The organism is Herbaspirillum chlorophenolicum (assembly GCF_001189955.1).
Taxonomy (GTDB): Bacteria; Pseudomonadota; Gammaproteobacteria; order Burkholderiales; family Burkholderiaceae_D; genus Herbaspirillum; species Herbaspirillum chlorophenolicum.
This window is the reverse complement of the sequence record NZ_LFLT01000028.1, coordinates 15,808-35,964: the sequence shown is the minus strand read 5'-3', so window position 1 is coordinate 35,964 and position 20,157 is coordinate 15,808. Positions and strand designations below refer to the sequence as shown.

Genomic DNA, 20,157 nt, shown 5'->3' with positions numbered 1-20,157 from the left:
TCAGAAAAAACGGTGACATCCCGATGATGGCTCACTGCATGGGAAAACCATGGTTACAATAAAAACCGTCTGGACGGTTTGCATTTTGAAAATAAGCTGATATAGTTCATTTGCCTTGCCGCTGTGGGTTCTTCGCTCTTCTCCTGGGTTGTGCACCTGAAGGGTCGGAGGGCAAGCGATGGCATCCAATATCACTTACAAGCTTTGCTCGCGACGAGACCGGGCGCTTGTAGAGCATCAGCAAAGGAATCCTGAAATGCGTTCTATTCTTACGGTGAAGCGATCGGGCTTCATCGCGCTCCTGTGCGCCCTGTTGGCAGCATGTGCCAGCCCAGATCCAGTGAAATATAGTGGAATCGACTCGGCCGGCGCGCTCGCCGCAAACGCCGGCGATGGCACCGGCCGGGTACCGTACGCCTATGACCAGCCGGTTGAATGGAACCGCTATCGTGCGGTCATGGTGGCGCCGGTGACGATCTATCGGGGTGGCGATAACCAATTCGGGAGCATGGCAGAGGAAGACAAGGCGAGCTTGGCCACTTACATGCAGCAGAAGTTTATCGAAGCGCTGCGCAGCAGATTCACGCTGGCGGATGCACCGCAGGAGAAGACCCTGCTGGTCAAGCTCACCCTCACCGGTGCGCAGACCAATACGGCGGTGCTATCGACGTTTACCCGCTTCGATATCGGTGGCGGGATCTACAACGCGATACAGAATGCCCGCGACCGCGAAGCGTTGATTGGCGGCTCCGTCATCTACGCCGTTGAGATCTACGATGCCGGCGACAAGCGATTGCTCAAGGCCTTCATCACAAAGCAATATCCAAAGCCGTGGGACATCGGCGCAAGCATGGGGGCGCTTAGCGCGTCAAAGGCCGGCATCGACAAAGGCGCAACAGCGCTGATGGCACAGTTGCGCTGATATCTCCGTGCAGAGCGATGGAAACCATTGGCAAGGATGGCGTCAAGGAGCCAGCCTGGATTGAAGAGGCCAGGCGGGAAGACGTCATCGCCTGCAGATATTGCGACGGGATACACCTTCGCATGGCGCTTCTGCCCGGCGAAGCGGCCATTTGCCTCAGGTGCGACAGCGTCCTCTATCGCAACGACATGAAACAGCGAGACGTACGGTTATCGCTGGTGCTGGCAGCCATCGCGTTTTTCATTATCAGTAACGTCTATCCCATCGCCGAGATAAGCATCCAGGGCGTCAAGGTAGAGGCGACGATATGGGAATGCATCGATCGGATGAATGTCGAGCATATGGCGCTGTTGTCGCTTTTCCTGGTCGCGACAACAATCGTTTTCCCGTTGGCGGAGATGTCGATGATGGCTTTTTCCCTGATCAGGAAAGACGAGAAGAAAAGACGGCCAAGCGGACGCCTTGTCCTGTTCCTGAACAGCCTTCGCCCTTGGAGCATGATCGAAATCTACATGCTGGGGATGCTGGTTACCTTCGGCAAGATGAGTTCCATGGCATCGTTGATTCCAGGTGTCGCAGCGGTTTCCATGGCGCTGCTGGTAGTCATCCTTGCTGGAATGCTGGCCTTCGATTTCAGTGACTTATGGAACTAGGCGAATCCGATCACCGGGTGTTGGCAAGCGTGCGCTCGGCAAAGCAAATGGGTTTGCTCAGCTGCCGGACATGCCATCAGATTCATGTGCAAAGCATGGAGCAGCTGCGGTGTGTCCAGTGCGGAAGAAAATTGCAGCAGCGCAAAACAAACAGCGTGGCGCGCAGTTGGATGCTATTGGCTGCCGCCATGCTGGCATACTTTCCCGCCATCCTTTTTCCCATCACCGTCATTCAAACTTCGGCAGGGAAGACCAACAGCGCCATCATATCGAGGGTCATTGATCTTTGGCTGGCAGGAGACGGGTTGGTGGCATTACTCATGCTGGCAACCAGCGTCATGTTTCCACTCGCGAAGATTGTCAGCCTGGCAGTGCTCCTGTTATCGGTAGAGCGTCGCTCCATCTGGCATCTGCGGAAAAAGACCCGGTTATTTCGATTCCTAGAAATCGTCAGCCGATGGACGATGCTGGATGTGTTCGTCGTCATTCTTCTGACTTCGTTTGTGCAAGCGGGGAATATTGCAAAAATAATACCGGGCCCCGGGATATTGTCCTTTTCCGCCGTCGTATTGCTGACGATGATTGCGTCACGAACTTTTGATTCGAGACTGCTATGGGACTCGCTCGACGAGTGAAGCCGGTGGCAGCCAAGGCCATTGGCCGGCTATGGAGCCGGACGTTGCCCAAGCCGGCCATCCGATTCGCGTAAAGAAGCCACTTCAGAAAACAGAATGACGGCGGCTTGAATGAGAAATCCTGCGAGCGCGACAACAATGCATGCCGATTCTCCCCAGGTCGCGCCGACAAGTCCGCCCAGCAGCGCTCCCAGAGGCCGCGCTCCCGTATTGGCTGTCAGGAAGACCGCCGAGACCCTGCCCAGCATGCCATCGGGCGTCATGTTCTGGCGCAGCGTGGTGGTGGTGATGGTCCACACCATCGGCCCGGCACCCATCAGGAAGAAACAGATGGCCGCAAGCCACTCTGACGGCAATAGCAGGGTAGCTGCGAGGCTGGCGATGGCAAAAACGCCGGCGACCGGCCCGAGTTGTATCGCCCGTCCCAACGGAATGCGGCGCACTATTCGCGACGTGCAGAACGCCCCCGCCAGCATACCGACGCCATAGCACGACAATGTCGTGCCCACGGCGCCGGGCGACAACTGCAGGCGGTGGATGGCATAAGGGACATAGCCTGCTTGCAGCACAAACCAGGACACGTTGAAAATCACTCCGGTGGCCAGGATAGGGCGAAGTAATGCGCTGCCCATCACGAATGCCGCCCCTTCCGCCACCTCATGCAGGACATTGCGCTTCTTGCCGATGGGCGCAGCAGGCGGATTCGAAAGCCTGAGAAGGAGTGCGATGGCGGTTGCCGATAGCGCAGTCGCCAAGCCGAATACAGCCGACGTTCCTACCCAGGAAACGATGGCGCCGGCGATCGCCGGGCCGGCTGCATACGCTGCGCTTCTGGCCAGCTCGACGCGGGAGTTCGCTTGCGCCAGATCCTCGCGCCGGACCATCGATGCCACCATCCCCGGCGCCGCCACAGAAAAGCCGACTGTGCCGACAGCGCCAATGAAGCCGAGAACGGACAGTGCGGCGATATTGGGCGAGGAGGCCACCATCATCAGCATCAGCGCCAACAGCGACACAAATCGCAGCGTTTCGCCGAAGAGCATGATCCAGCGCCGCGGCATGCGGTCTGCGACGACGCCAAGGGGCAGTGACAGCAACAGAAAGGGCAGTGTCTGGATGGCCGCAAGCACGCCGACTTCACCCGGGCCGGCATTGAGCGCGAGTACGGCCACTAGCGGCGCGGCAGCCAAACTCAGCTGTTCAGCCGATTGGGCGGCCAGGTTCGACCAGGCCAGGTTTGAGAAGGAGCGAGGAAGCTTCTGTGATGGCATGGCGGATTGGCGACGGATGTTTTAGAGCTGCCAGCTTGATGCATTCGTGGCGGTTCCGCACTCCAGTTCTTGCTTTTCTATTGCTGGCGGAATGGTGTTGTTGTTCCGTCTGGTTGCGCCAGCATGTATGCTCATTCAAAAAATACGTTATCTCCACACTGAAACACTCGGTGCATCGACTATCCAAATCCGGTTAAAAATAAAATGCGCGACAAAATCAATATTCGCCAGGAAGGTAATTCCGACATCAGCTCAATTCGATATGTCACGGAAGTGGCATTTAAAAATGCAGAGCATTCAAGTCATACGGAGCACTGGATTGTGGATGCCTTGCGGAGGAACAATCAATTGTCCATTTCCCTGGTGGCCGAACTGGATGGGAATATTGTTGGTCACGTAGCCATTTCCCCTGTAAGCATGTCGACCGGCGCAGATGAGTGGTACGGTCTCGGCCCAATTTCCATACTTCCTGAACATCAAGGAAAAGGCATTGGTTCCGAGCTGGTGAGGGAGGCGCTATCCGAACTCAAGGCAAGGCATGCACAAGGGTGTGTCGTTCTTGGTGACCCCAACTACTATGGCCGATTTGGATTCAAGGTTCACGAGGGGCTTTTTTATCCAGGCGTCCCGCCCGAATATTTCCAGGCGCTCTCATTTCAGGGACGCATTCCAATCGGTGAGGTTTCTTACCATGACTCATTCAATGCGACAGAATAACGAGGAATAAAAGCAGAAAGGCCAATCCCAATGATGGGCCTTTTTGTGGACGGCCTGCGGCAAATTGACGCAGGCCATTTCCGTGGATAGGAGTATTCTGGCTATCTTCAGCCGCAACGATTTTCAGAGGAATCCTATGTCGCGCCTTACCCGTTTTTTCATTATCGCCCTGGTGTCGAATTTGTTTGTGTTGAGCCAGGCTTGGGCCCATGCGCACCTGAAATCTGCCGCTCCTGCAGACAAGACGGCAATATCTTCTCCACCGGATCTCAATTTGGCCTTTTCCGAAGGGCTGAACCTGAAATTCAGCGGCATCAAACTGATTGGCCCCGACAAGCAGGAAATCAAACTGGGCGAAGCAATGCTCATGGATGGGGGAAAGACCCTGATGGTGCCGGTGCAAGGCCAGTTGCCTGCCGGCGCCTATACCGTGGAGTGGCACGCGCTGTCGGTGGATGGCCATAAGACAAATGGATCATACGGATTTACCGTCACGCCTTGAATTCGGCGCAATCCGCTCTCCTCCTATGCCGATTTGTCTATGACACGTCGGCATTATTCTTATGGGGCATCTCCATCTTTCTGGCGGCCATGGTGCCGCCCGGCCTCCGCCTTGACCTCTGGCGCCGCTTGGGAAAATGCCGGCGCGCCCTGACGTTGTCGATTGGCGCTGCAGTCTGCGCGACCCTTCCGCTCCAGGCCAGTGTGATCGGTGACGGATGGGCCGACGCCAAGCGTTTGGACGTCCTTGCGGCTGTCGCCAACGAAACATCGATCGGCAAGGCCTGGTGGTGCCAGCTTGCGGGTTTCGCCTTGCTGCTTTGCTTAAGCCGGGTGAAACAGTCCAGGGTCATCGGCGCAACCGCCTTTGTGAGCGGCGGACTCCTCGCCAGCCTCGCCTTGACGGGGCATGCGGCCATGGACGATGGCGTCAGGGGCGTTCTTCACCATCTCAATGACGTTGCGCATGTGCTGGCCGCCGGCGCCTGGATCGGCGCCTTGCCGGTTGTCCTGATGCTGCAGCCGCATTTCAAAGATCCCGCCACAGCGTCTGTCGCAAGGCGAGTCTTGCGCCGCTTTTCAACGGCAGGGCATGTCGTGGTGGCGATCGTGGTGCTTTCGGGCGCCGCCAGTACTTTCCTGATTCTCGGCGGGATACCGGCTGATTGGGCCTATCCGTACCAGCGCTTATTGGCGCTCAAGATGCTGGTGGTGATTGGAATGATTGCCGTGGCCATCGTCAACCGCTATGTCCTGGTGCCGGCCATGCGACGCGGCCCTGTAGCGTCGGCGCATTTTTATCGGATGACGGTGGTTGAAATAGCGATGTCCATCATCGCGGTCTTCCTTGTGGCCTGGTTCGGCATGCTGGAGCCGAACTGATGCGGGCATCAATGCCGGTTTCCGATGCGAGGACAGGCCAATGCCGGCGACGTGTCCCGCGTAAAGCCTGCGGCAAATTGCCACATTCTTAAAGGCGCCTGAGCAAAGTACCCTTGCTGCTTTTGATTTGCAGGTTGGGGGCGTCGTGGGGAAAAATAAAACGGACTCATCCACTGTTCGCATTGCGCTGCGATCGGCGATAAGCTTTTCCCTGGTCTCGGGTGGCGTCGGATTGGCGTATGCCGACGAGGTCGGCAAGCTCGAGCCAATCGAGGTGCATGCCGATCGCGACTACGGCTATGTTGTGAAATCGGCCAGTGCCGCCACGCGCACCGAGACCCCGGTAGAGAATATCCCCCAGTCGATTGTGACCGTGCCGCGCGCAATGATCGAAGACCAGGGAGCGAAGACGCTTTCCGACGTACTTCGTAACGTCAGCAACGTGAACGCGGTGGACGCGCGCGATGCGAACAACGTGGTATTCAATATCCGTGGTTTCCATTCAGGTACCGTCGTGGACGGCGTGGCGATGAAGGGGAATTTGACGGACCAGGAGAGCCTGGTCAACGTAGAGCGGATCGATGTGGTGAAGGGGCCGGCCGGGGCGCTGTTCGGAAGCCAGGGCGTAGGGGCTTACGATACGGCCGGCGGAACGATTGCAATCACCACATTGGAGCCTGCCCAGGAGCCCGTGAGGAAAATCGGCTTCAAGCTGGGATCTTATGGCGAGAAGGGGATCGACTTCGATCTCAACCAGCCGCTGGATGCCGCCTGGGCTTTCCGGGTAACGGGAGAATCGTCCAATAGCGATAGCGAGACTGACCGCGTCTTCTTCCGGAAACGGGCCCTGTTCCCGAGCCTGGCATGGTCTCCCAATGGCGATACCAAGGTGGTGCTCAGGATTCGCTATCTGGACAACACCACGCTCGACTACAGCGGCCTTCCGGTAAATGGCACGTTGAATACGTCCACCTACACCTTGCCCAGGCAGACAAATATCGCGGCCGGCGGGCTTCCCGATACGACGAATAAATCCAGGGGCGCCAATCTGCAATGGACGCAGAAACTGTCGGACACCTGGAACTTCTCCCTGCTGACCGCCTACAACGAGGTCGAACTCAACCAAAGGGGGACCTGGCTGAGCGATTCCGCGAGTGCGTCAGGTTGCTTTGATTTTGGCAGCGCCACGCCGACCAGCAATACGATGTGCGGCGTACGCATGTGGGCGCGCCTCAAGACCACGACGATTTCTCCCAGCCTGACCGCAAAGTTCGAGACGGCGGCCGCCAGGCACACCCTGAATGTCGGCATCGATTACGAAGAGACGCGCGACGATGAATTCATGGCGTATTCGAACGGCACCGGCGCCTTGTCCGCCGCGAACGTGGACTTGACCAACCCGGCGTATCCCGCATGGTCCGAGCCAGTCGCACCGGCCACGCCGGATCAGCGCAACCGCTACGTGTCGACCGTGGCCTATCTGCAGGATCAGGTTGACGTCGGGCGCTGGCACTTCCTGGGCAGCATCCGCTATTCCGAGATCAAGGTGACGGATATCAATTCGGCATACGGCATCAGCAACATCACCAGGAATTCGAGGACGAGCCCGCGTATCGGCGCCGTCTATGAATTGACGTCCACGGTGTCCGCCTTTGCCGGCTACGGCGAGGGAATGCGGGTACCGGCGTTTTATCTCTTTGCCGCCCCGCCGAAGCCGGAGGAGTACACCCAGAAGGAGGTCGGGCTGCGCCTGAAAGACCTGGCAGGTATCACGGCCACGGTGGCATTGTTTGACCTGAACCGGAAGAACGTTGCGATTAGCGATCCGGCCAATGCGGGCTACTACATCCAGGCCGGCCGGCAGCGATCAAAGGGGATCGACATCGACTTGCGGTGGCAAGCGACTCCCTCGTGGTCCTGGATTGCGGCTTTCACCAGGCAGACGGCAAGAATTGTCGAGGACGGCGATTCGTCTCTCATCAACAAGCAATTGTTCAATGTTCCCGAGCGCACCGCCCGGCTGGCGACTCGCTACGATATCCGCTCGGGCAGTCTGGCGGGGCTCGGTCTTGGTTTGGGGCTGACGTATAACTCCAGGCTGCCGGGAAACTCAACCAACACCTTCTTCACGCCGGCAACCACGGTCTGGGACGCGCAAGCTTCATACTCCGTGGGGAGGGCCCGTTACGGGCTGAATGTCTTCAATCTGACCAACAAGCAATACTACGTTCCATCCAGCTATTTCCTCGGCGGCCAGGTCATTCCGGCGTTGCCGAGGACAATAACCGCTACCGCCAATTTTTCTTTCTGATGGCCGATGGATGGAGAACCCTGCGCGGCCCGGCAAGGCCCGCAGGGAATACACAGGATCAATCGTGGAGGCGCCCGAGGAACTGCTTGCAGCGTTCGCTGGCATTGGCGCTGAAGAAGTGGCCGGGCGTGCAGTCTTCAATCACGTGGCCGCCTTCCATGAAGATAATGCGATCCGCGACATCGCGTGCGAAGCGCGTCTCGTGGGTGACCACCAGCATCGTCATTCCTTCTTTCGCCAACTCCCGCATGACGCCCAGGACATCGTCGCGCAGCTCCGGGTCCAGCGCCGATGTGGGTTCGTCGAACAGGATGACGTCCGGGTCCATCGCCAGAGCGCGGGCAATCGCCACCCGCTGCTTTTGGCCGCCGGACAGCTTGCCTGGATAGGCATCCGCCTTCTCCGACAATCCCACTTTGCCCAGCAGCGCCAAACCTCTTTCGCGGGCAATACTCTTGGCGATGCCCTTTACGGAAATCAATCCTTCGATCACATTCTGCAGCGCCGTCATGTGCGGGAAGAGATTGAAGGACTGGAAGACCATCGCCGTCTTCTGGCGGATCTGCAGCGTCTTCCGGCGCAATTCGCCGCCGGGCAGCGATGCTGGCTCGGCCAGTGCGATGCCGCAGATCTCGATGCTGCCGCGGTCAGGCATCTCAAGCAGGTTCAGCGAACGGATGAAGGTCGTCTTGCCGGAGCCGGACGGCCCCATGATGACAACCACCTCTCCCTTGGCGACTTCCAGATCGACGCTGCGCAGCACCTGATTCGCGCCAAATGCCTTGGCGAGTCCGCGCACACGGACGGTACATTGTGCGGAATGGTTCATTGGTAACGCCTCGACAGTTTTTCTTCCAGCCAGGTTTGCAGAATGGTGAGCATCTGGTTGATGATCCAGTAGATCGAGCCCACGATGATGAACATGTCCATGTAGCGGAAGGTGGTCGCGCCAAGCTGGTCGGCCACACGCGTCAGTTCCACTACCGTGACGGTGGAGGCCAGCGAAGTATCCTTCATCAGCGCGATCAGGCGGCTACCCACCGGCGGGATGGCGATGCGCAGGCCTTGCGGCAGGATCACGCGGATCAGCGTTTTCCAGTAACCCATGCCCATGGCCCAGGCCGCTTCCCATTGGCCGCGGTCTACCGCGTTGATGCCCGAGCGGAAGTTCTCGCTGAGATAGGCGGCCGAGAACAGCGTCAGCGCCAGCAGCGCGGCCGGAACCGGATCGATGGTGATGCCGTAGTTGGGCAGGCCGAAGTAGATCAGCAGAATCTGGATCAGCAACGGCGTACCGCGAAATACCGAGACATAGGCGAAAGCCAGCCAGCGCAGCGGCTTCCAGTCGGAAATGCGCGCCAGGGCGACCAGCATGCCCAGCGCCGATCCCAGCACGAACGAACCGAGCCCCAGCCCCAATGTGACGAGCACCGCCTTTTCCAGCAGCGGCAGTGCCATCATGAATAAGTCAACCATACTCCTCCTTGTTGACGCGGAGGCATGAGACTCGATGCCGCCCCGCGCTTTCTTGTGAATGGATCAGCCTTGCGCCATTGCGCGGCCGTAGGCGTCCAGCGCCTGGTCGAGATCGGCGATCAGCATCCCGGTGTCTTCCAGGCCAATCGACAGCCGTACCACCGGCTGGTCGGTCGCCGGGAAGGGGCGGTCTGCTTGCAGCGGCGCCGGGTAGTAGGCGGCCAGGCTATGCACTCCGCCCCAGCTGGCGCCGATGACGAAGTGCTGCAGCGAATCGAAGAAGCCATGGAAGGCGCGTTCCGGCGCCGGCTTGAGCACCATCGAGAACAGGCAGCCGTTGGTCTTGTAGTCGCGCTTCCAGATGGCATGGCCGGGATCGGATTCCAGCGGCGGGTACATCAGGCGTTCTACCAGTGGATGCTGCGCCAGGTGGTGCGCGATCTGGATGGTCGAAGCGCTTTGCGCTTCCACGCGCAGCTTCAGGGTTTCCAGGCCGCGCAGCACGAGGAAGCAATCCTCCGGGCTGACCTGCTGGCCGAGGATGCTTTGCGTCTCGCGCAGGATGTCGTAGTGGCCGTGGTCGTTCATGCTGATGCAGCCCATGAGCACATCGGAGTGGCCGCCGAAGAACTTGGTGGCCGCCTGGATGCTGAGGTCCACGCCGTGCTTCAGTGATTTGAAGCCCAGCGGGCTGGCCCAGGTGTTGTCCAGCATGGTCAGCACGCCGCGTTTCCGGGCGACGGCTGCGATGGCCGGAATATCCTGCATCTCCATGGTCACGGTGCCAGGGGCTTCCATGCAGATCATGCGCGTGTTGGCCTTGATCAGCGATTCGATCTCGGCGCCGATGTCGGGCTGATACAGCTCGACTTCCACGCCCATGCGCGCCAGCCACTTATCGGCGAAGGTCTTGAGCGAACCGTAGCAGGCCGCCGAGACCAGCAAATGGTCGCCGCCGCGCACGAAGCCCATGACGGCGGTCATCAGCGCTGCCGCGCCGGAGGGCGTGATGACGCAATGGCGGCCGTTTTCCAGTTCGGCAATTTTCTGTTCCAGCAGGCGCGCCGTCGGTGTGCCTGTGACGCCGTAGCTGAAGCCGTCGGGTTGACGATTCTTGCGCTGGACGAAGTCTTCGAAGCTGTCGAAGACCACGGTGGAGGCGCGCATGACTGCCGGCGACAGGCTGGCAAAAGGCTCTTGATGTGGAGTGTTCGTGCTCATACGAATATTTTGTTAATGTAAAAAAGGACGGTATCAGTATCCGAAAGCCGGCCTGGCCCATCAACAGCGTGCTGGACTAACTCTATAAGCGGGACTTATACATGGACATGCGAGACATCCAGGTTTTCCGGGCAGTGATGCGTGCGGGAACCACCAGTAAAGCGGCGACATTGTTGAACGTATCGCAGCCAGCCATCAGCCAGTCGATACGCAAGCTGGAAGCCTCGTCCGGGCTGCGCCTGTTCGAGCGCACACGCGGCCGCCTGGTGCCGACGCAAGAAGCGCTGGCGCTGATCGTTGAAGTGGATCGCTGCTTTGCGGGCTTCGAGATGATCGAGCACCGCATCCGCAGTTTGCGCTCTTTCGGCCTGGGGCGGCTGGTTATCGCGTCTTTTCCGGCATTGGGCAACGGCTTCATGCCGCGCGCCATTGCCGCATTCGGCCTGGCGGAGCGGCGCGTGCAGATGTCGTTCCAGATCATGAGTTCGCGCGAGGTCTATCAGCAAGTCAGCTCCGGCCAGCTGGATTTCGGGCTGATGGCGGACGAGTTGTCGGTGTCCGGGCTGGAGCATTCGCAGTTCATGAGCGTACCGGGCGTAATCGTGCTCAACGACAAGCACCCGCTGGCCGGCAAGCCCATGATCACGGCGGATGACTTGCTGGAGCATCCCTTCGTCGCCCTCAATCCGGAAGACGCCAGCCGGCGCCGGCTGGAGCAGGAGCTGATTTTGCAGGGCAAGGTGCTGCGCCCCATCCTGGAAACGCCGTACTCCAACTCGGTCTGTGAATTCGCCCTGCGTGGAGTCGGCATGGGCATGGTGCATCCGATCCTGGCGCTGGACTACGTCACCCGCGGGTTACGGCTCAAGCCCATGGAAATTTCGGCCAATTTCACGGCGTTGCTGGTGTTCCGGCCCGGTGTGCCGATGTCGGAAAACGCCAAGGAATTGCTGCGCGTCATGCGGATCCAGATGGAATCGGACATGAACTCCCTGCGTCAATTGTTGTACCAGAAACCGGGCGCTTTCTAGCCACGCATCCGGCCTTGTGATGCTTCGCACCAATTGGTGCGCTGCGTACGTCGCTTGTGCAAATGAACCCTCCCCGTTCGGTACGTTCCTCGTGCGGCTGAGTGCAGCGTCTTTCCTGGCAGCGGTTTGGCCGGGTTTTTCAGATCCTTGGCAGTTGCTCGCTATTGGTGCGGCACTGCACGAAACCTCGATTTTTTGGCGGCGAGTCTATAAGCAAGGCTTATCGAGCAAGTAAGCCGCTCTAATTGCCGGGCCGCCCCCGCCACCGCAGAATGGGCCGCAGAATCCATTCATCATCAAGAGGGGAGAAGCTCCATGAAGTTGCGCAAATTTATCCTGAACATCTTCGGTGCGGTGGCGTTGTGCGGCGTGGCCGGCATATCGATGGCCCAGAACATTCCGGCCGATATCCTGGCCAGTGCGCGTGCATCCGGCGTGATCCGCATTGCCAATACCCAAAGCAGCCCACCGTGGAGCTTGATCGACGACAAGCTGCAGCCCGCCGGCTACGATGTCGAAGTGGCAAAAGAGGTGGCGCGCCGTATTGGTGTCGCCAAGGTAGTGTTCGTCGCCGACAGCTTCAAGAACTTCGTCGAGGGCCTGAAAGTAGGCAAGTACGACCTGGTGATGAACGACCTGACGCCTACTCCCGAGCGCGAGAAGCAGGTCGATTTCGCCGCGCCGTACGGCGTCGAGGACTTCCGCATTTTCGTGCTCTCCAGCAATGCCGGCATCAAGGACCAGCCCGATCTGAAAGGCAAGAAGGTCGGCGTCACTACCGGCACCAGCAACGAAACCTGGGCTCGGGCGCATCTTAAGGATTCAGATATCCGCACTTACGACAACGGCGGTTTCGTCTTCAATGACCTCGGCAACGGCCGTATCGACGCCGTGATCAGTTCCCACTTCGGCGGCATGAAATACGCAAACGTCAACAAGCTGCCCATCAAGGAAGTCGGCCCGGTGCTGATCTACCAGCTCTCCGCACCGGCCATGGTAAAGGGCCAGCAAGCGCTCAAGGAGGCTGTCAGCAAGGCTATCGCCGACATGACCAAGGACGGTACGCTGGATCGCCTGGCGCGCCGCTGGGTCGGCCCAGAGTTCGACATGGTGGGCGACATCGGCCGCGCGCTCAAGCAGCAGTAAGCCCGTCATCTGCAAGGCAAGTGGATGGTCATAAGGTATTGCATGGGATTTTCCCGCCGGCATTTCTTCGATGCCGGCGGGCCGTTAATGCACTTGCCAGATGAACGTCACCGGGCATGTCTGCCGGTGACCTTGGCGCCGCCGAAGATCAATTGCTGCACCATGGGACCGTTGATGAAGCGATGCGGAAAGGACGGGGCAACCGCACTTGCCTCGTCCAGGCGGCGCAGCTGATCGTCACTCAATACAATATCGAGCGCCCCCAGGTTGCTTTTCAACTGATCCAGGGTGCGGGCGCCCAGGATAGGGATCGCGGGCACCGGGCGGGACAGCAGCCAGGCCAGCGCAACCTGTGACGGCGAAGCATCATGCTCGCGCGCGATGTCGCGCACGGTGTCGGCGATGTCCAGAGTCCGTTCGGTCAATCCACCCATTGCCTCGATGACTTCGCGCCGCGAACCGGTGACAGTGGCGCTTTCTTTCGCACCGGTCAGGTCCGCCCGGCTATATTTCCCGGACAGCAAACCGCCGCCGAGCGGCGACCAGGCCACCACGCCGAGCCCGTTCGCGTCCGCCATCGGCAACAGATCCTGCTCCACCGTTCGTTCCACGAGGCTGTATTCGACCTGAAGGGCGATGAACGGAGACCAGCCGCGAAGCTCCGCCAGCGTCTGCATCTGTGCGACGCGCCAGGCCGGCGTGTTGGACGCGCCGACGTAGACGACCTTGCCGCTGCGCACGAGGTCGTCCAGCGCCCGCATCACTTCCTCGGCGCCGGTGGTGAAGTCCCAGCTGTGCAGGTAAAGAACATCGATCCATTCGGTGCCAAGTTGCCGGAGCGAGGACTCGACCGAGCGGATGATGTTGAGCCGGTGATTGCCGCCGGCATTCGGGTTGCCTTCCTCGCGCGACATGGTGAACTTGGTCGCGACGACGACGCGCTCGCGCTTGTCCTTGATGAAACGGCCCAGGAGCTTTTCCGAACTGCCGCCGGTGTAGTTGACGGCCGTGTCGATGAAATTTCCGCCGCGATCGACGTACAGATCGAACTGTGCGCGCGCTTCCTGCTCCGCGGCACCCCAGCCCCATTCCGTCCCGAAAGTCATGGTGCCCAGCGCAACGGGGGAGACGCGAAGCCCCGAGCGTCCCAGGAAACGGTATTGATCCAAGCCAAGTGCACGCATTTGTTGCTCCTTCACGATGATGGTAAGTGGGGAGCATCTTAGGGATTTCCTTGATCGCAGAGAATCTGCCCGCCGCTAACTTCGGTGGTTAGTTCCACTAACCAGACTTGTCGCTACGATGAGCATTGATCTCGGCATGCCGGGCGATTTGAAGTTGTTGAACGTGAAAGGAAATGAGTATGACCACTGCGGTTAATGAGGGGCCGGATGAATTGCACCGTCAATGGATACTGGAAGGCTGGGAACGCAGCGAGGGGGATGCTCCCTTTTCATTCAGGGAGAAGTTGGGCCGTTTCTATTCGTCCGGGAACGACCTGCATCTCTATGACAGCTTCGATCCCCAGCACAGGGTGGCCCATTCTGCGGAGGATTATTGTGATTACTTCGAGGCAGTATTCAACGGATTCAAGAGCGCGCGCCATGCGGTGACCGATGGCCCGGATACGTTGAAAGGCGAGGATTTTTCGGCGACGACCCTGGAGTTCGTGGCGCGTCTCGAAACCCTTGGCGGAAAGGTCATCGGATGCCGTGCGCGTTCGGCCATGGTCTGGCGTCGCGAGAACGGCGCGTGGCGGATCGTGCGCGAACAGAATGCAGTGCGGGAAGTGCCCCTGGAGGAGGTCGAATCGGCTCTCCGGGCCTGCTGCCCGTCTTGACGGGGGGCAGGCTATCAGGGGGATCAGGAGGCTATCGAGCGTGACGGAAATTTCGTACGTGCTCAATCAACGCACGCATCTTCGGCGCAAGATTGCGACGCTGCGGAAAGTAGAGGAAGAAACCTGAAAATGGCGGCAGAAAATCGCCAAGGAGGGGAACGAGTTCTCCCGATTCGATGAAGGGCCGAAAATTCTCTTCGAGGGCGAAGGTGATGCCCGCCCCTGAAAGGGCCGAACGGATCATGAAGTGCAAGTCGTTGGTCGTGATCTGCGGCTCGACCGCCATATCGAACGGAATTCCATTCTCCGCGAATGCCCAGCGGTAGGGCGCCACACTGAACGCAGGGCGCCACCCGATGCAGCGGTGCTGCGCGAGATCGCGAGGGTGCAATGGCGTGCCGCGCGCCGCGAGATACGCGGGAGCGGCTACCGCCATCTCGCGCTGCTCTCCTGTCAGCGGCACGGCGACCATATCTTGTTCGATGACCTCGCCCAATCTCACGCCGGCGTCGAATCCGGCGGCGACGATGTCGAATTCATCGTCCGTCACCGTGACGTCGATGGTGACGCCGGGGTAGGCTTCGACGAAAGCCGCGATGAACGGGCCGGAGAGAAACTGCTCAGCGATCGACGTGACGGCTACCCGTAAAAGTCCATGGGGAGCGCTTGCAGACGCCACTTCGTCAAGCGCCGTGCCGATATCCGCAATCGGACGGGACAAGGCGTCACGAAGCCGCTCGCCGGCTTCCGTCAGGTTGACCGATCTGGTCGTGCGTAGAACCAGCGCCGCTCCCAATGCGTCCTCAAGCTTGCGCATGCCTTGGCTGACGGCCGAGCGGGTCACGCCAAGGCGGTCGGCTGCGGCGCGGAAACTGTGTTCTTCCACTACAGCCATGAACAGCGGCAACAGGTTGAGGTCGATTTTCATTGGTTAGCGTCTCTAACTACCGAAGTAAGCGTTGCCTGGTTACCGGCCGCGTGGAAGCGCAATACTCTCACAGGCATGAAATCGCCTTCGGGCATCTTCGCAAAAGGGAACATCATGAACTCTACATTACTGGCCGATAAAATGGCAGCCGCCGGCGCCAGGCTTCTTGTCGCCATTGCATTGATTGGCGCTGCGGCGCTAGTGGCTGCCGCCGATGTCGATGAATCGGCCGTTGAGATCCGCAACGAATCTATCGTACGAACAGCCTTCGATGGATGGGCAGCCGGGCGCGGCAATGTCTTCGATCTTCTCGCCCCGGATGTCCGATGGACAATTCTCGGATCAGGTCCCGTCGCAGGCACGTACCATGGCAAGGAGGAGTTCGCGCAGCGCGCTTCCGCACCGCTGGTGAGCCGCCTCGCGACCCCGATTCGGCCGCAGGTTCATCATATCTGGTCAGTCGGGGACCGGGTCATCGTCCGTTTCGATGGCTCGGCGGTGACCACGTCGGGTGCGCAGTACCGCAACCAGTTCGTCTGGATCTTTCGGATGAGGGATGGGCTGGTCACGGAGGCCGAGGCGTTTCTCGACCTGGCTGCCTACCAGCATGTTGTTGAGAATAACGAGCCTCGTCGGCAATAGACAGGCTGTGGCTATTTTCATCCCCAGTCCTGTTCATGATTACGATGAATAAAGTTGGTCGGTTTTGGACGCAATCCAACAGTCTGTGTCGCAGATGAGTTTGTATGGATCTTGTCTTCTGGACCTGTCACGAACTGGTTAGTTAAAATCCATAAACAAGTGTTACGGGGACAGTGACACACCTTTGCTATTTTCAGACTGATAGCTGGTGCTACATTGTTAGTCGCCAGGATTAACAAAGGGTTTGACTGTGGTTGTATCCGATCGTGCTCAGGCAACTAGCGTGTTATCGGATTTTTTGTCTCTCCCGGAAAATGGAAATACGCAAAATGATGGATTGGGTCCCTATAGTCTTCGTTACGTTCAAGGTTATCGTGCTCGGCACGGGCATGTTCTTCTCCATCAAATGGCATTACGATCAAGGGAAGAAGGCGAAGGAGAACCGCGCGGTGCTACGCGCGGGCAGCAAGGTGGCCGCACTCTTCGTGCTATCGCTCCTGGGCCTGGGGATCGCCACTTTCGTCTTTAGCAAGATGCTCGGTTTGGACTTGACCTTCCCATGATGGCAAAGAATAGTCGCCGATATCCAGTGATGCGGCAGCAATTCCCTGATTAGGGAATTGCTGCCGGGTGATTCAAGCGGGAGAATTCTTGCCGCGCCGCCCGAGCCTGTTTTTCATCGGGAGTCTCCGAAGAACGCGCGAATTTCCCTGGCGCATATCTGGGGAGCTTCGTAGTGTACGAAGTGGCCCGCATCGGCGAAGTCGATTGTGTAGTTGTCGAAGTATTCACCGAGCTTGTCCGACCATTCAGGGCGAATCAGCGGATCTCTTTTTCCCCAGAGAAAACGGGAGGGAACGGTGATCCTCGGCGGCTTGGGCAGGCTACCTTCCAGCCATTTCCGGCGATTCGCGGCCGAACTGACATACCAGTCGAAGCCGCCTTGAATATTGTTATTGAGCATGAACATGTCGCTATAGATGTCGAGCAGGTCACGGAAGACGGCGGGATTGTCCCCCGACCAATGATTCAAGAAATGCGACATGTAGAGCTTGCAGTTTTCTCGGGAAGAACCCACCAGTTCCGCAGCCCACGGAAGTTGCTGGAAATACTGATACCAGACTTCGATCAGGTGGTCGGGTTGGCCATAGCGAGAACCCAGGCCTGGATACGGAGTGCAAAAATAGAACGCCCCGCGGAGGCGTTCGGCGTATTTCAGGCTGAAGGCTTGCAGCACGTAAGCGCCCAGGTCTCCTCCGACCATGCCGAAATTTTCGAGTCCCAACTGCTGCGTGAAATCGGCGATGTCATCGGCATGGGTCTCGGCTCCGGCATTCTTGTCCGGACCGGGCGATGGTTTTCCTGTGAACCCGCAGCCACGCAGGTCGGGGACGATCAGTTCGAAATCCTCCTTGAGGAGCATCATCAAGGGCTTGAAAACGATCCAGAACTCCGGCCATCCATGCAGCAGGACGAGGGGCCTTCCGGATCCTATCCTGGCGTAGTGCATGCGCAGGCCGTTGGCTTGAACATAGTCGAAGCGAATACCTTCTTCCCTGGCATTCTGCATCGCCTTTTCTAGGGCCGTCATAGAGATCTCCTGATTGATTTTTCCCGGCTGGAGGATTTCCACCGGATGCCGGTCAATTTAGAGGTCACAGGCAAGGTCGTCCAATATCGTTTGCATACGCTTGCAGACGTGCGACGTATGAGGGCGGCGATATGAATGGTCAAGTGGCGGGAAGCAGGATGTCTCTGGGGCGGACTACGGCGATGCCGCAAGACGGCTTGACTGCTCGGCGATTATCTGAAGAAAGTTCGTCAGCGCGGCGGACGAATTATTCTTGCGCCAGACGGCAGTCATGGGAGAGAAAAGAACCTGCGGCTCGATCGGAACAAAGCGGACGCCAGCCCTGTTTGCCTGGGCCGTGCTGGCCGGGACAAAGCTGATGCCTGCTCCTGCCGCAACGAGACCGAGGGCGGTATGTATATCGCGCGCTTCCTGCGCGAGAACCAGCTCAATGCCTCGCGAGCCCAATTCTTCAACCACGAGATTCGTCAGGCTCGGCGTGGGGAAGCGAGGGTACATGACTGCAACCTGGCGATGCAATTTTTCGAGCGGAACGGTTGCGAACGCTGTCAGCTGGTGGCGCGTCGGCATTGCAACGATAAGCGGCTCGGTGACCAGGAGACGCTGTTCAATATGTTCATCAGGGACCAGGCCCGGCCGCGAAAATCCGATATCAATGGATCGATGCGCCAGCGCCTCTGCGATTTCAGCGGCCAACAGCTCGGTAAAAGAGAGCTCTACCGCCGGACAGGCGTCGCGGAATGTGTTGAGAATATCGGGTAGCACGCTGTACATGGCCGAGCCGGCGAAACCGATGCAAAGTTTGCCGGACTGGCCCCTGCCAATGCGCCTGACATCCTGAACCGCTGTATCGAACGCGGATGAGATGGCGATTGCCCGTTCGAGCAGCATTGCGCCCGCCTCGGTCAGGCGCAATGGACGGGCATCGCGTTCAAGCAGCAGCACGCCAAGCTCTTCTTCCAATTGCCGTATCTGCTGGCTCAAGGGTGGTTGAGCAATATGCAGGCGCTCAGCCGCACGCGTGAAATTGAGTTCTTCGGCCACTGCCCGAAAATAGCGCAGATGCCGCATCTCCAATCGCGATGACACGCCACCGGCCGCTGCCGCGCGGTTCTCGCTGCCGCCGGATGCGTCAGTCATTCCTTCCACACTGCATCTCCTTGGCCGGGTTTGTTGCCGCAAAGAGGAAGTTTTCCAAAAAGCGGGAATGGACGCACCCGGAGACAGTCCGTACCGGTGTTAGCCAAACAAGACACCCTCCGCTGGAATATCGGTGTTGTCGTCATCCGCCAACCGGATTCTGCCGGTAAATATACCAAGGTCGCGCACCTCATGACGCACTTCCTATCTGCCTCCGGCGACTGCCACAGTGGTGGCGGTGACGTAGCCGGCCGCAGGCGACACCAGCCACCTTATGCTCTCGGCGACTTCCCGGGCCGTACCAGCGCGTCCCATCGGTATGGTCGCCGCCAGCCGTGCAGTGCGGTCAGGCGCGCCTGCGGCGGCATGCAGATCCGTCTCGATGAGTCCGGCGGAAACCGCATTGACACGGATACCCTCAAGGGCGACTTCCTTTCCAAGCCCCGTGGTCAATGTATCGATCGCACCTTTTGTCGCGGCGTAGTGAACCCATTCTCCGGCTCCGCCAAGTTGCGCCGCGCGGGAGGTGAGGAAGACGATTGAGCCGCCGTTGCCGCCTCGTTTCGTGGACATCCGCTTGACGGCTTCGCGCGAGCAAAGGAAGGCGCCCAGCACATTGACCGCAAAGACCTTCTGCAACACCTGCGCGGAAATGGCCTCGACGCGCGCAAAGCCGCCGGTGATTCCGCCGTTGTTGACCAACACGGCGAGGCGGCCCGGCATGTTGTCGATGGCGCTGAACATGCGCAGTATGTCGTCTTCCTTGGAGACATCCGCCTGTATCGCGAACGCTTGGCCGCCGGCTTTCCGGATTTCATCGACGACACGCCCGGCGCTGGCGCCGTCGGTGGCGTAATTGACTATGACGGAATAGCCGTCCTCGGCCAGTCCACGTGAAACGGCAGCGCCGATACCGCGGCCGCCGCCGGTAACGATTGCAATCTTGTCGGGCTGGGACATATCTCGCTCCTCTATCAATTCGCAGTATTCAGAAATCGTGGGGCCATTTCATCTGTGCGAATGTAAGATCGCTTTCATGGCGAGTCCAATAGCGTACGCATATGCAATCAGACGGCAAAGATATGGAGATGCTTTTTATCGCAGAAGAATGCCGGCCGCGCGTACGCAGGTACTAATTTTTTTGTGAAAAATTACGCGTGGGGTGTCGTGAATCATTGCTGCGAAAATTAAAGCGGCAATTCTTTATACGGGTTTGTCGCAACCGCGCGCAGATGGTTTCCGGCGCGGTT

General features: G+C 58.9%; 21 protein-coding genes. 12 read left to right on the top strand and 9 right to left on the bottom strand.

Translation table 11 applies throughout. The features are described 5' to 3' along the window. The first annotated feature begins 256 nt into the window (after positions 1-256). Genes AKL28_RS16505 through AKL28_RS16495 form a run of 3 tightly spaced genes read left to right on the top strand, consistent with a single transcriptional unit; the run spans position 257 to position 2,210 of the window. Complete coding sequence (locus tag AKL28_RS16505) at positions 257-922, top strand: DUF3313 domain-containing protein (protein WP_050469244.1); 666 nt, start codon at positions 257-259, stop codon at positions 920-922. 17 nt (positions 923-939) lie between these two features. Beyond that, a complete protein-coding gene (locus AKL28_RS16500) occupies positions 940-1,575 on the top strand; it encodes a paraquat-inducible protein A (protein ID WP_061286665.1) in 636 nt (211 codons plus the stop codon). Further along, positions 1,566-2,210 (top strand): paraquat-inducible protein A, encoded by a 645-nt coding sequence (locus AKL28_RS16495; RefSeq protein ID WP_082221539.1) that lies wholly within the window; start codon positions 1,566-1,568, stop codon positions 2,208-2,210. Before AKL28_RS16500 ends, AKL28_RS16495 begins: the two co-directional genes overlap by 10 nt. A gap of 29 nt (positions 2,211-2,239) precedes the next feature. Here AKL28_RS16495 and AKL28_RS16490 read toward each other — a convergent pair whose 3' ends face one another. Then, positions 2,240-3,481, bottom strand: coding sequence for an MFS transporter (locus tag AKL28_RS16490; protein ID WP_050469242.1), 1,242 nt, complete (start codon positions 3,479-3,481; stop codon positions 2,240-2,242). 204 nt (positions 3,482-3,685) lie between these two features. Between AKL28_RS16490 and AKL28_RS16485 the strand changes: the two genes are divergently transcribed. From AKL28_RS16485 to AKL28_RS16470, 4 genes are all read left to right on the top strand, one after another. Then, positions 3,686-4,198: a GNAT family N-acetyltransferase gene (locus AKL28_RS16485; protein ID WP_050469241.1), complete on the top strand. Its 513-nt coding sequence runs from the start codon at positions 3,686-3,688 to the stop codon at positions 4,196-4,198. Positions 4,199-4,280: 82 nt separating this feature from the next. Beyond that, entirely contained in the window at positions 4,281-4,700 is a 420-nt protein-coding gene (gene copC, locus AKL28_RS16480) for a copper homeostasis periplasmic binding protein CopC (RefSeq protein ID WP_231602466.1), read from the top strand. After that, complete coding sequence (gene copD, locus AKL28_RS16475; protein WP_050469239.1) at positions 4,697-5,581, top strand: copper homeostasis membrane protein CopD; 885 nt, start codon at positions 4,697-4,699, stop codon at positions 5,579-5,581. The genes copC and copD overlap by 4 nt, the downstream gene beginning before the upstream one ends. 232 nt (positions 5,582-5,813) lie before the next feature. Then, positions 5,814-7,892: a TonB-dependent siderophore receptor gene (locus tag AKL28_RS16470; RefSeq protein WP_156484683.1), complete on the top strand. Its 2,079-nt coding sequence runs from the start codon at positions 5,814-5,816 to the stop codon at positions 7,890-7,892. A gap of 58 nt (positions 7,893-7,950) precedes the next feature. Here the strand turns inward: AKL28_RS16470 and AKL28_RS16465 are convergent, their stop codons facing one another. From AKL28_RS16465 to metC, 3 genes are all read right to left on the bottom strand, one after another. Continuing rightward, positions 7,951-8,721: an amino acid ABC transporter ATP-binding protein gene (locus AKL28_RS16465; protein WP_050469237.1), complete on the bottom strand. Its 771-nt coding sequence runs from the start codon at positions 8,719-8,721 to the stop codon at positions 7,951-7,953. Next, positions 8,718-9,368 (bottom strand): amino acid ABC transporter permease, encoded by a 651-nt coding sequence (locus AKL28_RS16460; protein ID WP_050469236.1) that lies wholly within the window; start codon positions 9,366-9,368, stop codon positions 8,718-8,720. The genes AKL28_RS16465 and AKL28_RS16460 overlap by 4 nt, the downstream gene beginning before the upstream one ends. A gap of 63 nt (positions 9,369-9,431) precedes the next feature. Continuing rightward, complete coding sequence (gene metC, locus AKL28_RS16455) at positions 9,432-10,589, bottom strand: cystathionine beta-lyase (RefSeq protein WP_050469235.1); 1,158 nt, start codon at positions 10,587-10,589, stop codon at positions 9,432-9,434. 101 nt (positions 10,590-10,690) lie between these two features. Between metC and AKL28_RS16450 the strand changes: the two genes are divergently transcribed. Next, complete coding sequence (locus AKL28_RS16450; RefSeq protein WP_050469234.1) at positions 10,691-11,620, top strand: LysR substrate-binding domain-containing protein; 930 nt, start codon at positions 10,691-10,693, stop codon at positions 11,618-11,620. Between the two features lie 315 nt (positions 11,621-11,935). Beyond that, positions 11,936-12,766 (top strand): transporter substrate-binding domain-containing protein, encoded by an 831-nt coding sequence (locus tag AKL28_RS16445; RefSeq protein WP_082221538.1) that lies wholly within the window; start codon positions 11,936-11,938, stop codon positions 12,764-12,766. A 107-nt stretch (positions 12,767-12,873) separates the two neighbouring features. Here the strand turns inward: AKL28_RS16445 and AKL28_RS16440 are convergent, their stop codons facing one another. Beyond that, positions 12,874-13,950 (bottom strand): aldo/keto reductase, encoded by a 1,077-nt coding sequence (locus AKL28_RS16440; RefSeq protein ID WP_050469233.1) that lies wholly within the window; start codon positions 13,948-13,950, stop codon positions 12,874-12,876. Between the two features lie 179 nt (positions 13,951-14,129). Here AKL28_RS16440 and AKL28_RS16435 point away from each other — a divergent pair, with 179 nt between their 5' ends. Beyond that, on the top strand, positions 14,130-14,606 hold the full coding sequence (locus AKL28_RS16435; protein ID WP_050469232.1) for a Cif family virulence factor: 477 nt from the start codon (positions 14,130-14,132) through the stop codon (positions 14,604-14,606). Between the two features lie 31 nt (positions 14,607-14,637). On the opposite strand, the gene AKL28_RS16430 is transcribed toward AKL28_RS16435, so the two are convergent. Then, positions 14,638-15,534 (bottom strand): LysR family transcriptional regulator, encoded by an 897-nt coding sequence (locus AKL28_RS16430; protein ID WP_050469231.1) that lies wholly within the window; start codon positions 15,532-15,534, stop codon positions 14,638-14,640. Between the two features lie 114 nt (positions 15,535-15,648). On the opposite strand from AKL28_RS16430, the gene AKL28_RS16425 reads away from it, so the two are divergent. Both AKL28_RS16425 and AKL28_RS16420 read left to right on the top strand, forming a co-directional pair. Then, on the top strand, positions 15,649-16,176 hold the full coding sequence (locus AKL28_RS16425; RefSeq protein WP_050469230.1) for a nuclear transport factor 2 family protein: 528 nt from the start codon (positions 15,649-15,651) through the stop codon (positions 16,174-16,176). Between the two features lie 329 nt (positions 16,177-16,505). Continuing rightward, a complete protein-coding gene (locus AKL28_RS16420; RefSeq protein WP_050469229.1) occupies positions 16,506-16,739 on the top strand; it encodes a hypothetical protein in 234 nt (77 codons plus the stop codon). A gap of 113 nt (positions 16,740-16,852) precedes the next feature. On the opposite strand, the gene AKL28_RS16415 is transcribed toward AKL28_RS16420, so the two are convergent. The 3 genes from AKL28_RS16415 to AKL28_RS16405 form a co-directional block, all read right to left on the bottom strand. Continuing rightward, the gene (locus AKL28_RS16415; protein WP_050469228.1) at positions 16,853-17,767 is read right to left on the bottom strand and encodes an alpha/beta fold hydrolase; all 915 of its coding nucleotides are present in this window, start codon (positions 17,765-17,767) and stop codon (positions 16,853-16,855) included. Between the two features lie 174 nt (positions 17,768-17,941). Beyond that, a complete protein-coding gene (locus AKL28_RS16410; RefSeq protein ID WP_156226370.1) occupies positions 17,942-18,907 on the bottom strand; it encodes a LysR family transcriptional regulator in 966 nt (321 codons plus the stop codon). Between the two features lie 204 nt (positions 18,908-19,111). After that, positions 19,112-19,867: an SDR family oxidoreductase gene (locus tag AKL28_RS16405; protein WP_050469227.1), complete on the bottom strand. Its 756-nt coding sequence runs from the start codon at positions 19,865-19,867 to the stop codon at positions 19,112-19,114. Positions 19,868-20,157: the final 290 nt, after the last annotated feature.